This window comes from Streptomyces sp. NPDC004629 (assembly GCF_042873595.1).
In the GTDB taxonomy this organism is placed as follows: domain Bacteria; phylum Actinomycetota; class Actinomycetes; order Streptomycetales; family Streptomycetaceae; genus Streptomyces.
In genome coordinates, this window is sequence record NZ_JBIALO010000040.1 from 14766 (window position 1) to 34386 (window position 19621).

General features: G+C 72.2%; 15 protein-coding genes. 8 read left to right on the forward strand and 7 right to left on the reverse strand.

What is annotated here, in order from left to right:
- The first annotated feature begins 39 nt into the window (after window positions 1-39).
- Entirely contained in the window at window positions 40-873 is an 834-nt protein-coding gene (locus ACFYTE_RS37465; protein WP_388720525.1) for a phospholipid scramblase-related protein, read from the forward strand.
- On the opposite strand, the gene ACFYTE_RS37470 is transcribed toward ACFYTE_RS37465, so the two are convergent.
- Together ACFYTE_RS37470 and ACFYTE_RS37475 are read right to left on the reverse strand one after the other, a co-directional pair.
- A complete protein-coding gene (locus ACFYTE_RS37470; RefSeq protein ID WP_388720527.1) occupies window positions 856-1821 on the reverse strand; it encodes a hypothetical protein in 966 nt (321 codons plus the stop codon). The genes ACFYTE_RS37465 and ACFYTE_RS37470 overlap by 18 nt on opposite strands.
- Window positions 1822-1826: 5 nt before the next feature.
- Entirely contained in the window at window positions 1827-2621 is a 795-nt protein-coding gene (locus tag ACFYTE_RS37475; RefSeq protein WP_388720530.1) for a phosphatase PAP2 family protein, read from the reverse strand.
- Window positions 2622-2843: 222 nt separating this feature from the next.
- Here ACFYTE_RS37475 and ACFYTE_RS37480 point away from each other — a divergent pair, with 222 nt between their 5' ends.
- Window positions 2844-3458, forward strand: a complete 615-nt coding sequence (locus ACFYTE_RS37480) for a TetR/AcrR family transcriptional regulator C-terminal ligand-binding domain-containing protein (protein WP_388720533.1) — start codon at window positions 2844-2846, stop codon at window positions 3456-3458.
- A 792-nt stretch (window positions 3459-4250) separates the two neighbouring features.
- On the opposite strand, the gene ACFYTE_RS37485 is transcribed toward ACFYTE_RS37480, so the two are convergent.
- Window positions 4251-5255 carry a DUF2510 domain-containing protein gene (locus ACFYTE_RS37485; protein ID WP_388720536.1) on the reverse strand — a complete coding sequence of 335 codons (1005 nt, stop codon included), beginning with the start codon at window positions 5253-5255 and terminating at the stop codon, window positions 4251-4253.
- Window positions 5256-5507: 252 nt separating this feature from the next.
- On the opposite strand from ACFYTE_RS37485, the gene ACFYTE_RS37490 reads away from it, so the two are divergent.
- The gene (locus ACFYTE_RS37490; protein ID WP_388720539.1) at window positions 5508-8198 is read left to right on the forward strand and encodes an ATP-binding protein; all 2691 of its coding nucleotides are present in this window, start codon (window positions 5508-5510) and stop codon (window positions 8196-8198) included.
- A gap of 178 nt (window positions 8199-8376) precedes the next feature.
- Here the strand turns inward: ACFYTE_RS37490 and ACFYTE_RS37495 are convergent, their stop codons facing one another.
- Window positions 8377-9447, reverse strand: a complete 1071-nt coding sequence (locus ACFYTE_RS37495; protein WP_388720542.1) for an ATP-dependent DNA ligase — start codon at window positions 9445-9447, stop codon at window positions 8377-8379.
- 89 nt (window positions 9448-9536) lie between these two features.
- Here ACFYTE_RS37495 and ligD point away from each other — a divergent pair, with 89 nt between their 5' ends.
- Window positions 9537-10562 (forward strand): non-homologous end-joining DNA ligase, encoded by a 1026-nt coding sequence (gene ligD, locus ACFYTE_RS37500; protein WP_388720545.1) that lies wholly within the window; start codon window positions 9537-9539, stop codon window positions 10560-10562.
- Window positions 10563-10624: 62 nt separating this feature from the next.
- Here the strand turns inward: ligD and ACFYTE_RS37505 are convergent, their stop codons facing one another.
- Window positions 10625-12772: an OmpL47-type beta-barrel domain-containing protein gene (locus ACFYTE_RS37505; protein WP_388720655.1), complete on the reverse strand. Its 2148-nt coding sequence runs from the start codon at window positions 12770-12772 to the stop codon at window positions 10625-10627.
- 47 nt (window positions 12773-12819) lie between these two features.
- Window positions 12820-15300, reverse strand: coding sequence for a ThuA domain-containing protein (locus ACFYTE_RS37510; protein ID WP_388720548.1), 2481 nt, complete (start codon window positions 15298-15300; stop codon window positions 12820-12822).
- 189 nt (window positions 15301-15489) lie between these two features.
- Between ACFYTE_RS37510 and ACFYTE_RS37515 the strand changes: the two genes are divergently transcribed.
- Both ACFYTE_RS37515 and ACFYTE_RS37520 read left to right on the forward strand, forming a co-directional pair.
- On the forward strand, window positions 15490-16473 hold the full coding sequence (locus tag ACFYTE_RS37515) for a multicopper oxidase domain-containing protein (protein ID WP_388720551.1): 984 nt from the start codon (window positions 15490-15492) through the stop codon (window positions 16471-16473).
- A gap of 161 nt (window positions 16474-16634) precedes the next feature.
- Window positions 16635-17672: a LacI family DNA-binding transcriptional regulator gene (locus ACFYTE_RS37520; RefSeq protein WP_388720554.1), complete on the forward strand. Its 1038-nt coding sequence runs from the start codon at window positions 16635-16637 to the stop codon at window positions 17670-17672.
- An 85-nt stretch (window positions 17673-17757) separates the two neighbouring features.
- Here ACFYTE_RS37520 and ACFYTE_RS37525 read toward each other — a convergent pair whose 3' ends face one another.
- A complete protein-coding gene (locus ACFYTE_RS37525; protein ID WP_388720557.1) occupies window positions 17758-18549 on the reverse strand; it encodes a VOC family protein in 792 nt (263 codons plus the stop codon).
- Between the two features lie 269 nt (window positions 18550-18818).
- Between ACFYTE_RS37525 and ACFYTE_RS37530 the strand changes: the two genes are divergently transcribed.
- Window positions 18819-19064 (forward strand): WhiB family transcriptional regulator, encoded by a 246-nt coding sequence (locus ACFYTE_RS37530; RefSeq protein ID WP_388720559.1) that lies wholly within the window; start codon window positions 18819-18821, stop codon window positions 19062-19064.
- A 60-nt stretch (window positions 19065-19124) separates the two neighbouring features.
- Entirely contained in the window at window positions 19125-19616 is a 492-nt protein-coding gene (locus ACFYTE_RS37535; protein WP_388720562.1) for a peptidylprolyl isomerase, read from the forward strand.
- Window positions 19617-19621 lie beyond the last annotated feature (5 nt).

Genomic DNA, 19621 nt, shown 5'->3' on the forward strand with positions numbered 1-19621 from the left:
AACGGTCGGGTACCGGCCGGATCGGGGTAGTGTGCCCCGGTGACCACGCAATCGAACACACCCGCGGGCTGGTACCCCGATCCACACGGAGCGCCCCAGACGCTCCGTTACTGGGACGGCGCGCAATGGACCGAACACACCAATGCGGACCAGCGGGGCGTCCAGCAGGCGGCGGCCCCGCAGTCCTCGGTGCCGCAGCAGCCCCCCGCCGACCCGCGCGTCCAGCGGCAGGTGCAGCAGCAGGCCGGGGCCGCGGGCGGCGCCGCCGGCGGCGGGACGCTGTTCAGCGAGCCGGTGCTGGTGGTGAACCAGAAGGCCAAGCTGATCGAGCTGACCAACGAGTACAAGGTCATGGACCAGCACGGCCGCGACCTCGGTGCCGTGGTCGAGGTCGGGCAGAGCGCCCTCAAGAAGGTCCTGCGCTTCGTCTCCAGCCTCGACCAGTTCATGACGCACCGGCTGGAGATCCGCGACCCCTACGGGCAGCCCCAGCTGGTGCTCACCCGGCCCGCGAAGTTCTTCAAGTCCCGGGTGATCGTGACCCGCCCGGACGGCTCGCCGGTCGGTGAGATCGTCCAGCAGAACATGATCGGGAAGATCCACTTCGCGATGAACGCGGACGGCCGGCAGGTCGGCGCGATCAAGGCGGAGAACTGGCGGGCGTGGAACTTCGCGATCGTCGACCACGCGGACAACGAGGTGGCCCGGATCACCAAGACCTGGGAAGGGCTCGCCAAGACGATGTTCACGACCGCGGACAACTACGTCCTGCAGATCCACTACCAGCTCCCCGAGCCCCTGCTGAGCCTCGTGGTGGCCACGGCCCTGACCGTCGACACCGCGCTCAAGCAGGACTCACGGGGTATCGGCTGACCCTCCCGACAGGGCGGTGACGGGCCCGGGATCCGGGTGACGGGGTGTGAGGGGCGGTTCGGCCGGGCCGGTCCGCGGCTCCAGACCCAGCACCGCGGCCACCGGGTGCGCCTTGGCGTGGTCGGCGACGGTTCGCGGCACCCGGGTCAGAACCACCACGCCCCAGGACGCCACCGCCGCCCCGGCCAGCGCCAGCAGCACGCCGCCGACGCCGCCCCTGAGGCCCTGCCCGAGCAGGGTGAGGCCGATCACCGCGGCGGCCACCGGATTGGTCAGCGTCACCACGGCGAGCGGCGCGCCCAGGCCGTCCCGGTAGGCGGTCTGCGAGAGCAGCAGCCCGCCGGTGGCGAACGCGGCGACCAGCAGCGCGACCACGATCACCGCCGGGCTCAGCACCGGTCCCGTGCGGTCCGTCGCCGCCACCGTCACCGTCTGGGTGAGCGCCGAGGCCACACCCGAGGCCACCCCGGAGGCCGTCGCGTGTCGCAGGCCCGGCCGGGCGCCGGGCCTCGCCAGCACACCGACCAGGGCGGCCGTCGCACCGGCCACCGCCAGCGCCTCGGTCAGGGACAGCACCCGGTGCGGCGCCGGTCCGGACGCCGTGACCAGCAGCGCCGCGAGTCCGAGCAGCGTCAGGGCGGTGCCCCGCCACTCGGCGGCGCCGACCCGCCGCCCCGCCAGCCGGGCCCCCATCGGCACCGCGGCCACCAGGGTGACCGCGCCGAGCGGCTGCACGACGGTCAGCGGGCCGTACTTGAGGGCCGCCACATGCAGCACCGCGGCGCCCCCGTTCAGCCCGACCGACGTCCACCACGCACCGGTGCCCAGCAGCCGCAGCAGCCCGGCACCGGAGCTGCGGGCGGCCAGACGCTCCTGCGCGACCGCGGCGGCCGCGTACGCGACGGCGGAGACCAGGGAGAGGGCGACCGCGACCAGGGCTGAACTCATCGGGCTCATCGGTCCGCTCCCACCAGGACCCGCTCCTTCGGCACGGACCGCCGGGTGCCGCAGCCCGCCGTCCCGGTGCTGCGCCGCGGGCGGGGGATCACGGCGAGGGCGAGACCGAGCATGGCCGCGGCGACGATCGCGTCCAGCCAGTAGTGGTTCGCCGTCGCGACGATCACCAAGAGGGTGATCAGCGGGTGCAGCAGCCACAGCAGGCGCCAGCGGGAGCGGGTCGCCGCGATCAGCCCGATCGCCACCATCAGGGCCCAGCCGAAGTGCAGCGACGGCATCGCCGCGAACTGGTTGGACAGGTGGTCGCTCGACGGCGGACCGTACACCGACGGACCGTAGCGGCGGGCGGTGTCCACCAGGCCGGTGGCGGCCAGCATGCGCGGCGGCGCGAGCGGGAACGTGAAGGGCAGCACCAGGGCGGCGGTGGTGACCGCGGCGAGCACCCGGCGGGCCCAGAGATAGTGCGCCGGGCGCCGCAGATACAGCCAGACCAGGAAGGCCAGCGTGGCCGGGAAGTGGACCGTCGCGTAATAGGTGTTCGCCAGGTGGACGAGCGGGCCGCCGTGCAGCAGTGCGGACTGCACGGAGCCCTCGCCGGGCAGGCGCAGTGTCCGTTCCAGGTCCCAGACGCGATGGGCGTTGTGGAAGGCCTCGCCGGTGTGGCCCGTGGCCAGTTGCCGGCCGAACTTGTACACGAGGAAGAGCCCCGCGACGAGCAGGAACTCACGGACGAGCGGGGGCCGGGCTATGGAGTCCGGCTCCGCTTCGGCAGGCTCGGTTCGGGCATTCATCCCCCGGCCCTTTCGCTGACGGTCGTGCGTGTGGTGGTGCGAAGCCCCGGACCCCCGACCGGGACTCATCGATACGTATGCGTACCGAAACGACAGTGTACCGATACGCCCGTGTACCGGTACACTGTCGTATCGATTGATGTGCGACACACTGGGAACAGATGGTGGATCCGCCCTTCGAGCGCAGCCCCGGGGCGGGCCGAGGAGTGAGGAGACCAGCGCATGACGTCGCAGGCCGCGGACGGACCGGAGACGGTCGCCGCCTCGCGCCGCTCCAAGATCACGCCCGAGCGTGAGCGGGAGTTCTTCGACGCCGTGCTCGAACAGATCCGCGAATGCGGCTACGACTCCGTCACCATGGAGGGCGTCGCCGCCAGCACGCGGTGCAGCAAGTCCACGCTCTACCGGCAGTGGAAGACGAAACCCCGGTTCGTGGCGGCGGCGCTGCGCGCGAACAGCCGGGTGCGGTTCGGCGGGATCGACACCGGATCACTCGCGGACGACCTGCGCGAGGCCGCGCACGCCGCGGGCGACTGGTCCGGCAAGGACACCCGGCTGCTGCAGTCGCTCGGCCATGCGATGACGGCCGACCACGAACTGAAGGGCGTGCTGCGGGAGGCGCTGGTCGACCCCGAGATCGCCGCGCTCCAGGAGATGCTGCGGCGCGGGGTCGAACGCGGCGAGGTACGCGCGGACAACCCGGCGCTGGAGTACGTGCCCGCCATGATGTTCGGCGTGCTGCGCATCCGGCCCGTGCTGACCGGTCAGTACGCCGACTCCGCCTATCTCGTCGGTTTCGTGGAGGCGGCCGTGCTGCCCGCGTTGGGCCTGACCTGAGACTCAGGCCACCGTCCACGGGATGACGGGACGGTGGCCTGTTCGCGCCGCACCGTGGGGACGGGGGCGGCGCACCCCGGCCGGGTGGGGCTCCCCTTGAGCGGAGGGGACGCCCCACCCGGCCGACCGCGTCCCCCCGACAACACCGCCGAACCACCTCACCGGACGCCGACCCCGCACGGCGAGGGCCCCGGAACGCTGGTCCGGCGTGTGCGGCGGGTGCGGGATGGGTGTCCGGCGTGTGCGGCGGGTGCGGGATGGGTGTCCGGCGTGTGCGGCGGGTGCGGGACGGGTGTCCGGCGTGTGCGGCGGGTGCGGGACGGGTGTCCGGCGTGTGCGGCGGGTGCGGGACGGGTGTCCGGCGTGTGCGGCGGGTGCGGGATGGCTGTCCGGCGTGTGCGGCGGGTGCGGGACGGGTGTCCGGCGTGAGCGGCGGGCGTGGGACCGCCGTCCGGCATGAGTGCCGGCTCCGGGGCGGCCGTCCCACCGGGCGAACCGCACCGGATGGTCGTCCCGCGCGGGCGAGGTGCCCCCGGACGGCCGTCCCGCGCGGCAAGGGGCCGGGACGGCCGTCTCGTGCGGCCGACTGCCCCGGCCGGCCTCTCCCCGCGCGGCGAGGTGTGCCGGGCGGCATGCGCGAGCCGTCCGGGATCGTCGTCCCGCGTGAGCGGGGGTTCGGGGCGGTCCCTCCGCGCGCGTGGGGCTCCGGACGGCCTTCGCGCGCGGGTGATGGGGGCTGCGACGGTTGGCCCCCGCGCGAGGTGCCCCGGTTGGCCTTCCGGCGCCGAGGGGTCAGACGTTCTGGCCGGTGCCGCCGGCCGACGACACCTTGATGCCTCGGGTGATGTCGTCGATCACCGACACGTTCTCACCGACGTCGACGCCGAAGCGGACCACCACGATCTGCCGGGCGTTGGCGGGGGAGGGGAACGCGAGCGATTCGACGTAGCCGTCGGCGCCCTTGCCGGTGACCGCCTTCCAGCGGACCATGTAGCCCTTCTGCCCGGCCACGGTGACCGCCTCGGCGGCCAGTACCTCGTGCGAGGCGATGCCGCCGTAGGTCTTGCCCCCGTACGACTCCTCCGCGTTGGCCGTGATGTCCGCCTTGGCGACCTCCTCGGCCGTGCTCCCGTCGGTGCCGAGCGCCAGCGCCGGCGCCGAGTAGGCACCGCCCTTGGTGCACGTCTGGGAGGTGTCCCCCGGGCACTTGTAGGAGTGGCCGGACGTCACCTGCGCGCCCGCGTTGAACGCCTGCCCGGTCCAGCCGTCCGGCACCGGCAGGCTGATGCCGTTGACCGGGTCCGACACCGTGCCGCCGCCCTCGACCTTCGGCGCCTCGGACTCGCCGGGCGCCGGCGAGCCGCCACCGGACCCGCCCGAGCCGCCGGATCCGCCTCCCGGACCACCGCCCGAGCCGCCGCCCGGCCCGCCGAAGGGACCGCCCTGCCCGCCGCTCTGTCCCTCGGTACCGCCCGGCCCCTGCTGGGAACCGGCCCGGTCGCCGCCGGAGCCGCTGTCGGACAGCGCGTACACGCCGACACCGATGCCCGCGAGCACCGCCGCCGCCACGCCGACCGCGATCCCGGTGCGCAGCCCCCGCCGGGGGCCGGCCGGCGGCTGCGCCGGGTAGGGCGGATGGAGCCCGGTCGGATGCGTCGGGGGACCCCAGGCGGCGGCCGGCCCGGCGGGGCGGGTCTGGTCCGTCCATGCCTTGCCGTCCCACCAGCGCTCGGTGGGCGGACCGTCATTCGTCTGCCCGGGGTCGGGGTACCACCCGGGAGGAGTCACCTGCGTCATGACCCCACCGTATGAGGCGTCGGTGAAAGCCGGATGAGAGGCCCCGCGGCCATCGCCACCGCCCGGCCGCTCCAGGCCCCTTGACCCTCCGTTCGCTCGACACCCGGATGCCGGGACCCGGGCGCGTCGCCCGGTCGGGAAAACCGGTTCACCCGTCATGGCAAGAGCTGCCCGGACGCCCCTGCGCACGACCCGTCGGACGGCTACGCTCGGGATCCGTACGTCGTTCGGGCGACTTGGGGAGGTAACGGGATGACGCAGGTACGGCCCCGCGTGGCCGCCTCGGCCGCCCTGTGGGAGCGCGAAGCGGAGATCGCCGCCGTCACGCGGGCGCTCGACGTCCTGTGCGCCGAGCGGTCGTCCGCGGGAGGCCTGCTGGTGTTCCAGGGCGAGGCGGGACTCGGCAAGACCGCGCTCCTGGCCGAGACCCGGCGCATCGCCGAGCGCCGCGGCTGCACGGTGTGGTCCGCCCGCGGCGGCGAGACGCTGCGGTCCGTCCCGTTCAACGTGGTACGCCAACTGCTCCAGCCCGCCCTGCTTGCGCTGCGGCCCGAGGAGGCGCGCGACCACCTCGGCGACTGGTACGACATCGCGGGCCCCGCCCTCGGCATCGCGGACCCCGTGGAGGGGCAGCCCGACCCGCAGGGCGTGTGTGACGGACTCGTCGCCGCGGTCGCCCGGCTGGCCGAACGGGAGCGGCCACTGGTGCTGCTGATCGACGACGCCCACTGGGCCGACCAGGAGACCCTGCGCTGGCTCGCCGCCTTCGCGCAGCGCCTGTACGACCTGTCCGTGCTGGTCGTCGTCGCCCGCAGGCCCGGCGAGGTGAGCGGCGCGAGCGCTCGGCACCTCGACGCCGTGGCCGCCGTCGCCGGCAGCCCCGTCACCCGCCTCAGCGCCCTCACCCCGGACGCCACGGCCGGGCTGACCCGCGCCACCCTCGGCCCGCACGCCGACGCCCCGTTCTGCCGCGAGGTCTGGGCGGTCACCGGCGGCAACCCGTACGACGCGGTCGAACTCCTCGCCAAGGTCCGGGACAGCGAACTCGAACCGGTCGAGGCGCGGGCAGGCGACCTGCGCCCGCTCAACCGCTCCGCCCGCGGCGGCGAACTCATCGCCCGGCTGGAGGGCCTCGGCATGGACGCCACCCGGTTCGCCTGGGCCGCCGCCGTCCTCGGCACCGGCATCACCGTGGACCAGGTCGCCGGGCTCGCCACCATGAGCGTCGAGGCGGCGGAGCGCTGCGCCGACCTGCTGCGCACCGCCCGCATCCTCACCCGGCCCGACCCGGCGGACACCCGCCCGGACGAGGGCGACCTGGAGTTCGTCCACCCGCTGATCGCGTCCGCGGTCTACCACTCCATCCCCGAGGCGCTGTGCACCGCCATGCACGGCATCGCCGCCCAGGTCGTCACCGACTCGGGGCGCGGCGCCGCCGCGGCCTCCCGGCACCTCCTGCGGGTGCACCCGGACGACGACGAGGAACTCGTCGAGCAATTGCGTGAGGCCGCCCGGGAACACCTCGCCGTCGGCGCGCCCGACGCGGCCCGTCGCTGTCTGGAGCGCGCCCTGCTGGAGCCGCCGCTGCCCGAGGTCCACGCCCTTGTGCTCTTCGAACTGGGCTGCGCCACCCTGCTGACGGCGCCCGCCACCACCGTCGAGCACCTGCGGAGCGCCCTGGCCATGCCCGGTCTCGACGGTGCCACCCGTGTCGACGCCGTCGTCCGGCTCTCCCAGGCGCTGCTGCACAACGACCAGGTGGAGGATGCCGTGCGCACCGTGGAGGCGGAGGCGGCGCGCCACGAACCGGGGCCCGCCCGGATGCGGCTGCAGGCGGTGCGCTTCATGTGGGAGGTCGTCCACGGCGAGGCCGCGGCGCCCGGCCGCTCCCAGCGGCTCGCCGATCTGGCCCGGACCTGCACCGGCCGCGACAACTCCGAACGGGCCCTGCTGATCCTGCGCGGATTCGACGCGATGACGCGCGGTGAGAGCGCCGAGGAAGTCGTCGAGTTGTGCGACCGCGCGCTGGTCGACGGCCGTCTGGCGCCGGGCTTCGGCTGGACCGACACCGAGTGGGGCGTCGAACTGCTGATCATGCTGGGTAGTTCGTACGCCTGCGCCGACCGGCTCGACCGTGCCGAGAGCCTGTTCGCGGAGGCGCTGCGCGCCTATACGAGCGCGCGCTGGAGCGGTGGCCATCTCATCCTGGCGAACGCGGGCCTCGGACTCGCCCTGCGCAGACGGGGCCGGCTGAAGGAAGCGGAGGCCGTTCTGCGCGATGCGCTGGAACTGGCCGAGGGGGTCGGCCGACGGCTGCCCCTGCACTGGTCGGCCACCTGCGGACTCGTCGATACGCTGCTGGCCCGCGGTCAGGTCGGGGAGGCATGGACGGTCGCCGAGCAGTACGACTTCGCGCCGCCCCATCCGTCGACCATCGTGCTGCCCGAGACCCGCTGTGTGCGCGGCCGGCTGCTGCTCGCCGTCGGCCGCACCGAGGAGGGCATCAACGAACTGGAGGCCGCCGAGAAGGCCGCCGCGTCCAGTGGGGGCCACAACCCGGTGCTCGCGCCCTGGGCCGTCGACCTCGCCAGGGCGCTCGCCGTGACGGACCCGGCGCGGGCCGCCCGACTGGCCACCGACGCCCGCAGGCAGGCCGAACGGTTCGGTACCGACACGGCGATCGGCGAGGCCCTGCGCTGTGCGGCGGCCCTGGAGACCGGGCAGCGCGCGGTGCGTGTCGCCGCCCGGGCCGTGGCGTACCTGGAGGCCTCGCCCTGTCGGTACGAGCACGCGGCGGCCCGCATCGAGTACGGCATCGCGGCCCGCTCGACCGACGAACTCAACCGGGGCCTGTCACTGGCGCGTTCCTGCGGCGCGGACGGGCTGGTGGCGCGGGCCGAGGAGGCCCTCAGCGCTCCGCGCGCTCCGCTGGGGGCGCCGTGATGTGGCGTCGGTTGGCTGCGGGGCCGTCGTGGCCGGTCGCGCAGTTCCCCGCGCCCCTTTCGGGGCGTTGTCGAACTGGCAATGGACTTCGCCGGGCCTGCTTGGCTGTGGGGCCGTCGTGGCTGGTCGCGCAGTTCGCCGCGCCCCTTTCGGGGCGAGGTCGGGGGTGTGTCGGGCGTCAGGGCTGTGGGCCGAAGATCTCCGCGAGGTCGTAGCGCACCGGTTCCTCCAGCTGGGCGTAGGTGCAGCTCTCGGCGGTGCGGTCGGGGCGCCAGCGGCGGAAGCGGGCCGTGTGCCGGAAACGGGCACCATTCTCCATATGGTCGTACGCCACCTCCGCCACCCGTTCCGGCCGCAGCGGCACCCAGGACAGGTCCTTCTTGCCCGACCAGCGGCTCGGCGCCCCGGGCAGCCGGGCCGTCTCGTGCGCGGACTCCTCGGACCAGGCCGCCCACGGGTGCCCGGTCACGTCCGTCATCCGCAGCGGCTCCAGTTCCCCGACCAGTTCCGCGCGCCGCTTCATCGGGAAGGCGGCAGACACGCCCACGTGCTGGAGCGTGCCGCGGTCGTCGTACAGGCCCAGCAGCAGCGAGCCCACCACCGGGCCGCTCTTGTGGAAGCGGTAGCCGGCCACCACGACATCCGCGGTGCGCTCGTGCTTGATCTTGAACATCACCCGCTCGTCCTGCCGGTAACGCCCCGCCGGCGGCTTGGCGATGACGCCGTCCAGGCCCGCGCCCTCGTACTGCTCGAACCACTGCCGCGCCACCTCGATGTCCGTGGTCGCCGGCGCCACGTGCACCGGAGCCGTCGTCCCGGACAGCGCCCGCACCAGGAGCGCCCGCCGGTCCGTCAGCGGCACGTCGAGCAGCGACTCGTCGTCCAGCGCCAGCAGGTCGAAGGCGACGAACGAGGCCGGCGTCCGCTCGGCGAGCGTGCGCACCCGGGAGTCGGCCGGATGGATGCGCTCGGTCAGCGCGTCGAAGTCGAGCCGCCCGTTCAGGGCGATCACGATCTCCCCGTCCAGCACGCACCGCTCGGGCACCCGCTCCTTGAGCGCCGCGACCAGTTCGGGAAAGTACCTGGTCAGCGGCTTCCCGGTGCGGCTGCCCAGCTCTACTTCGGGTCCGTCACGGAACACGATGGCGCGAAAGCCGTCCCACTTGGCCTCGTAGTGCATGCCCGGCGGGATCCTCGCCACCGGCTTGGCGAGCATCGGCTTCACGGGCGGCATGACCGGTAGATCCATGTTCTGATTCTGCGCGTATGCGGCACATCGTGCATACGCCGGGTGTCTCCCGGTGTGCGAGGTGTGCCCGGTACGCCTACCGTGGCGGCATGGCTGACGCGGTGGAACTGGAAGCGGGCGACCGGACGGTGCGGCTGTCCAGCCCGGACAAGGTCTTCTTCCCGGAGCGTGGTTTCACCAAGCTGGACCTCGCCCGGTACTACCTGGCGGTCGGCCCCGGCATCCTGCGCGCCCTGCGCGACCGCCCCACCACCCTGGAGCGCTACCCCGAGGGTGTGACCGGCGAGTCCTTCTTCCAGAAGCGGGCGCCCAGGAACATGCCCGACTGGATCCCGACCGCACACATCACCTTCCCCAGCGGTCGCAGCGCCGACGAGATGTGCCCCACCGAGGAGGCCGCCGTCGTGTGGGCGGCGCAGTTCGGCACGCTCACCTTCCACCCCTGGCCGGTGCGCCGCGACGATGTCGACCGGCCCGACGAACTGCGCATCGACCTCGACCCGCAGCCCGGCACCGACTTCGCCGACGCCGTGCGCGCCGCCCACGAACTGCGCGCCGTCCTCGACGAGTTCGGCGGGCTGCGCGGCTGGCCCAAGACCTCCGGCGGACGCGGACTGCACGTCTTCGTGCCGATCGAGCCGCGCTGGACCTTCACCCAGGTGCGGCGCGCGGCGATCGCCGTGGGCCGGGAACTGGAACGCCGGATGCCGGACCTGGTGACGATCAGATGGTGGAAGGAGGAGCGCGGCGCGCGCATCTTCCTCGACTACAACCAGACCGCGCGCGACCGCACCATCGCCTCCGCCTACTCCGTGCGTCCCCACCCGCACGCCCCGGTCTCGGCCCCGCTGCGCTGGTCCGAGCTGGACGAGGTCAGGCCGCAGGACTTCGACCTCGCGACCATGCCCGCGCGCTTCGCCGAACTGGGCGACGTGCACGCGGACATGGACGACCACGCCTTCTCCCTGGAGGCCCTGCTCGACCTGGCGCGCCAAGACGAGCACGAGCACGGCCTGGGGGACCTGCCGTACCCGCCCGAGTACCCGAAGATGCCGGGTGAGCCCAAGCGGGTGCAGCCGAGCCGGGCGCGCAAGGAGAAGCCGACCGGGTCCTGACGGCCGGCCGGCTCCTCACCGCGCGGTTCCTCGGTACGCGGTTCCTTGGTGCTTCGCGTCTCCTACAGGTCCTTGATCCGGACGTCCCGGTAGGAGATCACGTCCGACGTGCTGTGCACCTGGAGTCCGACGTAGCCGGAGGCGAACCGCCGCCCGTCCGTGCCCGGGTCGTCCGAGCGGGGCGGGTAGAAGTCCTGGCCGCCGATGTTGTCGAACTCGTTGATCAGCACACCGTTGCGGTAGACGGAGTAGTGCTGGTCGACCACGCGGATCTCGTAGTCGTTCCAGGTGCCCTTCTGCGTCACACCGGCTCCGGCCAGCCCGACCCGGTCGAAGCCGTAGATCGAGCCGGTCTTGTACATGTCGCCGTCGGGCCGGTCGAACACCTGTACCTCGTGCCCGAACTTGATGGCGACCCACTCCGGACGCGACTCCTCCGGATTGTCGTGGACCTGCGGGAATCGCACAAACACACCGGAGTTGGCGTTGCCCGTGCCCGGAGCGTCGTCACGCCACTGGAGCCGCAGCGAGAAGTCGCCGTACTTGCGCTGCGGGTACCACAGCATGCCCAGGCCGTCCTTGCTGGTGCCGCTGGTGATCGACCCGTCGCCGTTTCGCGCGAAGGAACCGCCGCCCACCTGCTCCCACTTGGCGAAGGAGTCGGCGGTGCCGTCCAGGATGGTGCGGTAACCCGTCGTCTGGCCCGGCTTGCCGATGCCGGACTGGCGGGCGGCCTTCTGGATGGCGTTGTACTCCCGCTGGTCGATCACCCCTTCCTTGCGGAGCCGGTCCAGGACCGTCTTCGCATGCTTGAGGAACAGCGCCTGGGACGTCCACTCCTTCTCGTCCTCGATCAACTCGTTGATGCGGCAACGGTTGTTGGTGACCCGGTTCGGCACCCCCGAGTCGACCGTGCCGACGATCACCGTCAACCGCTCGTCGTACTCGGGGCAGTTGGGCGCGGGCACGCCCCCGCCCGCGACGACCGTGAAGCTCACGGCCTGGGGTTCGGAGGTGTTGCCGGCCTTGTCGCTCGCCCGGTACGCCACCGTGTGCGCGCCGGCCCGGTCCACCACCACGGGGCCGGTGTACGCCAGGTAGGGCCCGGCGTCGAGCGAGTACTCGATGCCGGACACCCCGGAACCGCCCTCGTCCGTGGCGGTCACGGTCACCTTGGCGTTGCCCACGTACGCCCCGTCCGAGTTGCGCGTGCCGTCGACACTCACACCGGTGACCGGCGGGACGGTGTCCTGTGGCGGGGCGGAGACCACGGTGAACTCCACGCTCTTGTCGGCGGACACATTGCCCGCCTTGTCCGTGGCCCGGTAGCGGACGGTGTGGGCGCCCGTCTGGTGCACCATCACCGGTCCGGTGTACGGCTGCCAGGCGCCCGTGCCGACCGCGTACTCGATGGTGTTGACCCCCGACCCGGTGTCCGAGGCGGTGACCGTGACCGTCGCCATGTCGATGTAGGCGCCGTCGGCGTTGCGCTCGCCGCTGACGGTCGCCGAGGTCTCCGGCGGGGTCGTGTCGTCCGAGGGCCGGGCGACGACGGTGAACTCGACGCTCTTCTCCGCGGACACATTGCCCGCCTTGTCGGTCGCCCGGTAGCGCACACTGTGGCTGCCCACCTGGTCGATGACCACGGGGGCGGTGTACGGCTGCCAGGCGCCCTCGGCGCCGATCGCGTACTCGACGCGGTCCACGCCGGAGCCCTCGTCGGTGGCGGCGATCGACACGCTCGCCGAACCGACGTACTCGCCCTGCGCGTTGCGGGCGCCGTCGACCGTCGCCGAGGCCTCGGGCGCCGTCGTGTCCGAGCCGCCGCCCTCGGTCACCACCAGGATGCCCTGCATCTGGCCGTGGCCGGGGATGGTGCAGTGGTAGAAGTAGCGGCCCGGCGTCAGGGTGACCTCGGCGGTGTGCCGGCCGCCCTGGTCGTCGAACGGGTTGGCGAGGATGTTGACCTGGACGTCGTTGTTGAACTCCGGATCGGTGGTCACGAAGGTCAGCGTGTGCGGCATGCCGGTGGTGTTGCCGGTCGCCGCGCTGTTCTCGAAGACGATCGTGGCCTGCCCCGCGACCGCCGTCGTCGGCGCCGAGAGGTACTTGGTGATGTCGTCGCCCGCGGTCCAGGTGAGCACCTGCTCGGCCGCCGCCGCGGGGGCGGCATCGCGTCCGGCGGCCGGCGTCGCCTGGAGCCCGAGCATCACGAGGACGGCGGCCAGCAGCGCCGTCAGGAGTCTTCGCGGTCGTATCACTGTGCCCCCCTGGCGAGTTGGTCGGCGGCCGGCGTCGGACCGCCGCCGGTGTACGTCACCCGCCACAGCGCCGACCTGCCGTCCGAGGTGAAGAAGCCGCGCCCGTAGTCGAGGACGTACAGCGAGCCGTCCGGACCGAACTTCCAGTCCATGAGGTTCTTGATGCCGTCGTTGCCGATCGGCACGATCTTCTTCAGGGTCTCCGAGTGCACCGGCAGCCCGCCGTCGCCCTGGGTCTTCGGATCCATGAGCACGGCGTTGCGCGGCTGGTCGGCGTCGTAGAAGTCGCCGATGAACCACTTGCCGTCCCAGTACGCGGGCCACTTCACGGCGCTGTCGCTCGTCGCGTCGTAGCGGTAGACGGGGCCGTTCATCGCGGCCTGCCCGCCGCCCTTGAGCCACGGCAGCCGGTAGGTGGCCTCGTCCTTCTTGTACGAGGGGATCCCGTTCGCGTCACGCGGGTAGTCCGGGCCGCCGCCCTGGGGCGAGTACCAGACGTTGTTGCCGGTGACCGGCGGGATGTTGACGAGCCCGTCGTTGTTCGGCGACTCGTTCTTCGGGTGGTCGCAGTCGTACCAGCCCAGCGGCTTCGACGGGTCGGGCAGATTGCGGTCCCGGTAGGGCTGCTTGTTGCCCATGCAGTACGGCCAGCCCCGGTTGCCCGCCTCGGTGATGACGGCGAACGTGTCGTACTTGGCCGGACCCCAGGTGGTCGACGGCTCGCCCGCGTCCGGGCCGACCCAGCCCGCGTACAGGATGTCCGTCGTCCTGTCGACGAAGATGCGCGCGGGGTTGCGCACACCCATCACATAGATCTCGCCGCGCGTCTTGCCGCCGCCCTCGTCGGTCTCCTTGCCGGTGAAGAGGTTGCCCAGCGGCAGCGTGTACGTCCCGTCGGGCTCCGGGTGGATGCGCAGGATCTTGCCGTTGAGGTTGTTGGTGTTGCCCGCGGTGCGGCGCGCGTCGGCGAACGACACGCCCTTGTAGTTCGGCTGCGGGTTGTTGCCGGAGTACCCGTCGCTGAACCCGCTGGAGTTGTTGTCGCCGGTGGCGATGTACAGGTTGCCCTGGGAGTCCCAGGCCATCCCACCGCCCGCGTGACAGCAGCTGTGCACCTGCACCGGCCACTTGAGCAGCACCTTCTCACTGCTCAGGTCGAGCTTGTTCGTGGCCGGGTCGAGGGTGAAGCGGGAGACGCGCCGCTCCGCCATCTGCGTGTCGCGGTTGAGCTGCGCGTGGGGCGTGTAGTGCAGGTACACCCAGCCGTTCTGCTCGAAGCGCGGGTCCAGCTCGATCCCGAGCAGACCCTCCTCGACCTTCGTCAGCTCGTCGCCGCCGCCCTTGTTGCCGAAGACGGTCAACTCGCCGGCCAGGGTGACCTTCTCGGTCTTCGGGTCGTAGACGTGGATCTGCCCCTTGCCCCTGCCCACGTCCGGGTTGTTCCAGTCGGTGATCACGGGCTGCGAGGAGTCCGCACCGCCGCGGCCGATGTACAGCACCCGGCCGTCGGGCGCGGCGACCAGGCCGTGCGGCTCGCCGATCTGGTCGTTCTGCCCGGCCTGGTTGGGCTGGGTGAGGCGCTCGGCCCGGTAGTTGGCGTTGATGGTCGCCTTGCAGTCGGCCTGGCTGAGCCGGGTCGTCCACAGCAGGGCGCCGCGCAGATGGGCACGGAGGTCGCTCTCGTCGTACGACGAGACGGTGCCGCCCATGCCGGTGTAGAAGGACCGGCCGCCGTCGTAGTCCCGGCACCAGCTGACCGGGTGGTCCGCGCCGTTGGCGCTCGCCCCGGGCTGGTACGTCGACTCGCGCACCCGGGCCACCGTGTGCACGGCGCCGGACGGGTTCTTCACCCAGTTGAACCACTGGTCCGGCCGCTTCCACTGGAGCGGCAGGTCCTTGGTGGCCGGATGCCGGCGGTCGCCCACCTCGACCGTGGCCCGCTGGACCGCCGCCGGGCTGGAGGCGGCCGGGCGCGCGCCGATCAGACCGGTGAACCAGTCGGAGTACGGCTCGGCGCGGGCCGCGTCATGGATGCCGACGAAACCGCCGCCCGCCTCCATGTAGGCCTCAAGACCGGCCTCCTGGTCGGGATCGAGGACGTCACCGCCGCCGGTCAGAAAGACGACGGAGTTGAAGCGGCCGAGCTTCGTCGCGTTGGTGAACACGGCGGCGTCGTTCGTCGCCTCGACCGTGAAGCGCTCCTTCGCGGGGCCGGACAGACCGATCTTCTCGATCGCCTCGATCCCGGCGTTCACCAGCGGAGACTCGTCCCCGGCGGCTGCGGAGCCGTAGAAGAGCAGCACTCTTACGTTTGCGCCGCCCGGCGGCGACTTGATCGACATCGTTGTCAGGGACCGGTCCGGCCGCGCGCTCGCGGCCGGACCGGAGAGCAGTCCGGCCGCGACGACCCCCGCGGTCACGGTGGCCGCCCAGGTCCGTCTCCTCCTGCTTGTGGCGCTCAACCCTCGTAAGTGCATGGGCACCTCCTCGGTCACGGCAACAGCGCCAAGAAAGCTAGGCCCCTTTGCGCGGCTCGCCAATACCTATGACTGCAATCAAACGAACTTTGTCCTGGGAGTGGATAAACGGGCGCGGTGCAGGTACCGTCGCACAGGTTCATCACAGGTACGCCTCCGCAAAGTCCTTACCAGGGTGGGGAGTTCCGCATGGACAGACGCGCGTTCAACCGGAGGGTGCTGCTGGGCGGCGCGGCGGTCGCGACATCGTTGTCACTGGCGCCAGAGGCCGTCAGCGCGGCCGCGCCGCCGCGCACCGCACCGGCCGGCGGCGAGGTCAGACACATCAAGCTGTACGCCGAGAAGCTCGCCGACGGGCAGATGGGCTACGGCTTCGAGAAGGGCAAGGCGACGATCCCCGGGCCGCTCATCGAGCTGAACGAGGGCGACACGCTGCACATCGAGTTCGAGAACACCATGGACGTGACCGCGAGCCTGCACGTCCACGGCCTCGACTACGAGATATCCAGCGACGGCACCAAGCTGAACAAGAGCGACGTCGAGCCCGGTGGCACCCGCACCTACACCTGGCGCACCCACGCGCCCGGCCGCCGGTCGGACGGCACCTGGCGCTCCGGCAGCGCCGGCTACTGGCACTACCACGACCACGTCGTCGGCACCGAGCACGGCACCGGCGGCGTCCGCAAGGGCCTGTACGGCCCGGTGATCGTGCGCCGCAAGGGCGACGTCCTGCCCGACCGCACCCACACGATCGTCTTCAACGACATGACCATCAACAACCGTCCGCCGCACACCGGGCCCGACTTCGAGGCGACGGTGGGCGACCGGGTCGAGTTCGTGATGATCACGCACGGCGAGTACTACCACACCTTCCATATGCACGGTCACCGCTGGGCGGACAACCGGACCGGCCTGCTCACCGGGCCCGACGATCCGAGCCAGGTGATCGACAACAAGATCGTGGGACCCGCCGACTCCTTCGGCTTCCAGGTGCTGGCGGGGGAGGGCGTCGGCGCGGGCGCCTGGATGTACCACTGCCATGTCCAGAGCCACTCCGACATGGGAATGGTCGGGCTGTTCCTGGTCAAGAAGCCGGACGGGACGATTCCCGGATACGAGCCGCACGGTCCCCATGCGGGGGCCTCGCCGGACGGGGACCACACCGCCCACTGAGCGCTCCGCTGGGGGGCCGCTGGTCCGTCGTTTTTTGTCTGCGGCTGGGTTGTGGCTGGGCGCGCAGTTCCTCGCGCCCCTTTGGGGTGGTCGTCGAGAGCGCTCTCGGTGGGGGTGGTCCGGAGCTATTCTGAGGCGGAGTCGCCGAGGGGAGTTCCGTCGTGACCGAGACAGCGCCGCGTCCCACGCTGGAGGCCGTCGCCGCGCTGGCCGGGGTGTCCCGGGCCACCGTGTCCCGGGTGGTCAACGGCGGCGACGGGGTCAGGGAGCCGCTCGTCCAACGGGTTCGCCGGGCGGTCGAGGAACTGGGCTACGTCCCCAACCGGGCGGCGCGCAGCCTGGTGACCCGGCGGCACGACGCCGTCGCCGTGGTCATCGCGGAACCGGAGGCCAGGGTCTTCACCGACCCCTTCTTCGGCCTTCAACTCCGCGGGATCAGCAAGGAGCTGACGGCCCACGACAGTCAACTTGTGCTGCTGCTGACGGAGGGCCGGGACGACCACGCGCGCGTGGCCCGCTATCTCGCCGGCGGCCATGTCGACGGGGCGCTCGTCTTCTCGCTGCACCTCGACGACCCGCTGCCCGGTCTGATCCGGGGCGCGGGAGTGCCCACGGTCTTCGGTGGGCGGCCCGACTGGAGCGACGCGTCGGGCAGTTCGGTGTACGTCGACTGCGACAACCGCGGCGGGGCCCGTGCGGCCGTACACCATCTCGTCGGTCTCGGCCGGACCCGGATCGCGCACATCACCGGCGCCCTCGACCAGACCTCCGCGGTGGACCGGCTCGACGGCTTCCGGGACGTCATGGGGGACACCGATCCACGGCTGATCGTGGAGAGCGACTTCACCCCGGCCGGCGGGGAGCGCGCCATGCGGGAACTCCTCGACCGCCGCCCGGACGTGGACGCCGTGTTCGCCGCCAACGACCTCACCGCCTCCGGTGCCCTGCGGGTGCTGCGCGAGTGCGGCCGGCGCGTGCCCGAGGACGTCGCGGTGATCGGCTTCGACGACATGCTGCCCGTCGCCGAGCAGACCGATCCGCCCCTGACGACGGTCCGTCAGGACATCGAGGGGATGGGCCGGCTGATGGCGAGCCTGCTGCTGACCGGCCTCGACCGCGGCCACCGCGAGGAGACCGCGCCGGACGCACGGCCCGGCGTGATCCTGCCGACGACACTGGTACACCGCGGCTCGGCCTAGGTCCTGTCGTCAAACTCCCGTCGTTCGCCCGGAGGGCGGGGCAGGCGGGGGTCTGACGACAGGGCCTAGGACACCGACCGGCCGCTCACTCCGTCGGGGGCTCACCGCGGATCACCGCGAAGCGGGCACCCTGGGGGTCGGCGAGCCGGGCCATGCGGCCGACGCCCTCCACCGTGACGGCGGGCACCCGCACCGTGCCGCCCAGCTCCAGCGCCCGCGCGACCACCGCGTCCGGGTCCTCGACCCCGAAGTACGGCAGCCAGTACGCGCCGGTCGCCGCCTCCGTGGGGTCGTCGGCCAGCGGGACCATTCCGCCGAACATCGCCTCCTCACCGCCCTCGGCCGGATTGACGCAGGTGTACGTGCCGCCGGGGAAGGGCACGGCCGATGTCTCCAGGCCGAGCGTGCGGTAGTAGAACGCGGCGGCCGCCGCGACATCCGGTGTGTACAGCTCGACCCAGCACAGCGAACCCGCCTGACCCGCCAGGTCCATGCCCTGCAGGCGCTGGGGCTGCCAGATCCCGAAGGGCACACCCGCGGTGTCGACCAGCACCGCCATGCGGCCCTGCCCCATCACGTCCATCGGCGCGCAGGTCACCCGGCCGTGCGCCCGCTCGGCCGCGTCCGCGGTGGCCTGCGCGTCCTCGCTGCGGAAGTACACCGTCCAGGACGGCGGGCCCTGCTCCGCGCCGACGGGCGCACCGCCGGCGACGGTTTCGCCGTCCAGCTCGAAGAAGCCGTAACCGCCGGCGTCGGGGCCCGCCGACCGGAACCGCCAGCCGAAGAGGCCGGCGTAGAAGGCGGCGGTGCCGTCGATGTCGGACGTGGTGACGTCGATCCAGTTCGGAGCGCCGTCGACGAAACGGGTGGTGAGCATCATCGCCCTCCTCGGAAGGGTCCCGTCCTGTGCACAGCCGAGTCTCGCACCGCCCACCGACAATCGCCGCCCGGCGATGCCGCCCGCCGCGATGGGGTCACGGTCACCCAGCGTGACCGGCGGCAATCTCCTCGCTTTCGTCCGGCTCCCGCGCGCCGCCGTGCGCCACGGCGGGCCCGTGGCGCATCATCGGGGCGGCCGGGGGCCCCGGCCGCGGCGTTGAGCCGGCGTTGATCGAACGTTTTTCGCCGGACGGCAGCATCCTGGCCATGCACTTCGACACGATCACCTCGCCCGACCTGGCCTGGCAGGAGGGGGCGTTGTGCGCGCAGACCGGGGCCGACTTCTTCTTCCCCGAGCCCGGCAGCTCCGTGCGTGAGGCGAAACGGATCTGCGGCCTGTGCCCGATCCGCTCCGCCTGCCTGGAGTACGCGCTGGACCACGACGAGCGCTTCGGCGTCTGGGGCGGCCTGTCGGAGAAGGAACGCCTGGAGCTGCGGCGCGCTCCCCGCTGACAAGCAGCCGGCGTGACCGTCGTCGCGGGCCGGGTGCCGCCGGGCGATAGATTGATCGCCATGAGTGACAACGTGTACTTCGACATCACGATCGACGAGCAGCCCGCCGGCCGGATCGTGTTCCGGCTCTTCGACGACGTGGTGCCCCGCACCGCGGAGAACTTCCGGCAGCTCGCCACCGGCAAGCCCGGCTTCGGCTACGCCGGATCGGCGTTCCACCGGGTGATACCCGACTTCATGCTGCAGGGCGGCGACTTCACCGCGGGCAACGGCACCGGCGGCAAGAGCATCTACGGCGGCACCTTCGAGGACGAGAACTTCTCCCTCAAGCATGACCGCCCCTACCTGCTGAGCATGGCGAACAGGGGGCCCGACACCAACGGCTCGCAGTTCTTCATCACCACGGTCGTCACGGACTGGCTGGACGGCAAGCACGTGGTCTTCGGCGAGGTCGTCGAGGGTCAGGAGATCGTGCAACGGGTCGAGGCCCTGGGCAGCCACACCGGCCGGACCCGCGCCACCATCAAGATCGCCGAGAGCGGCGCCTGCTGAACACC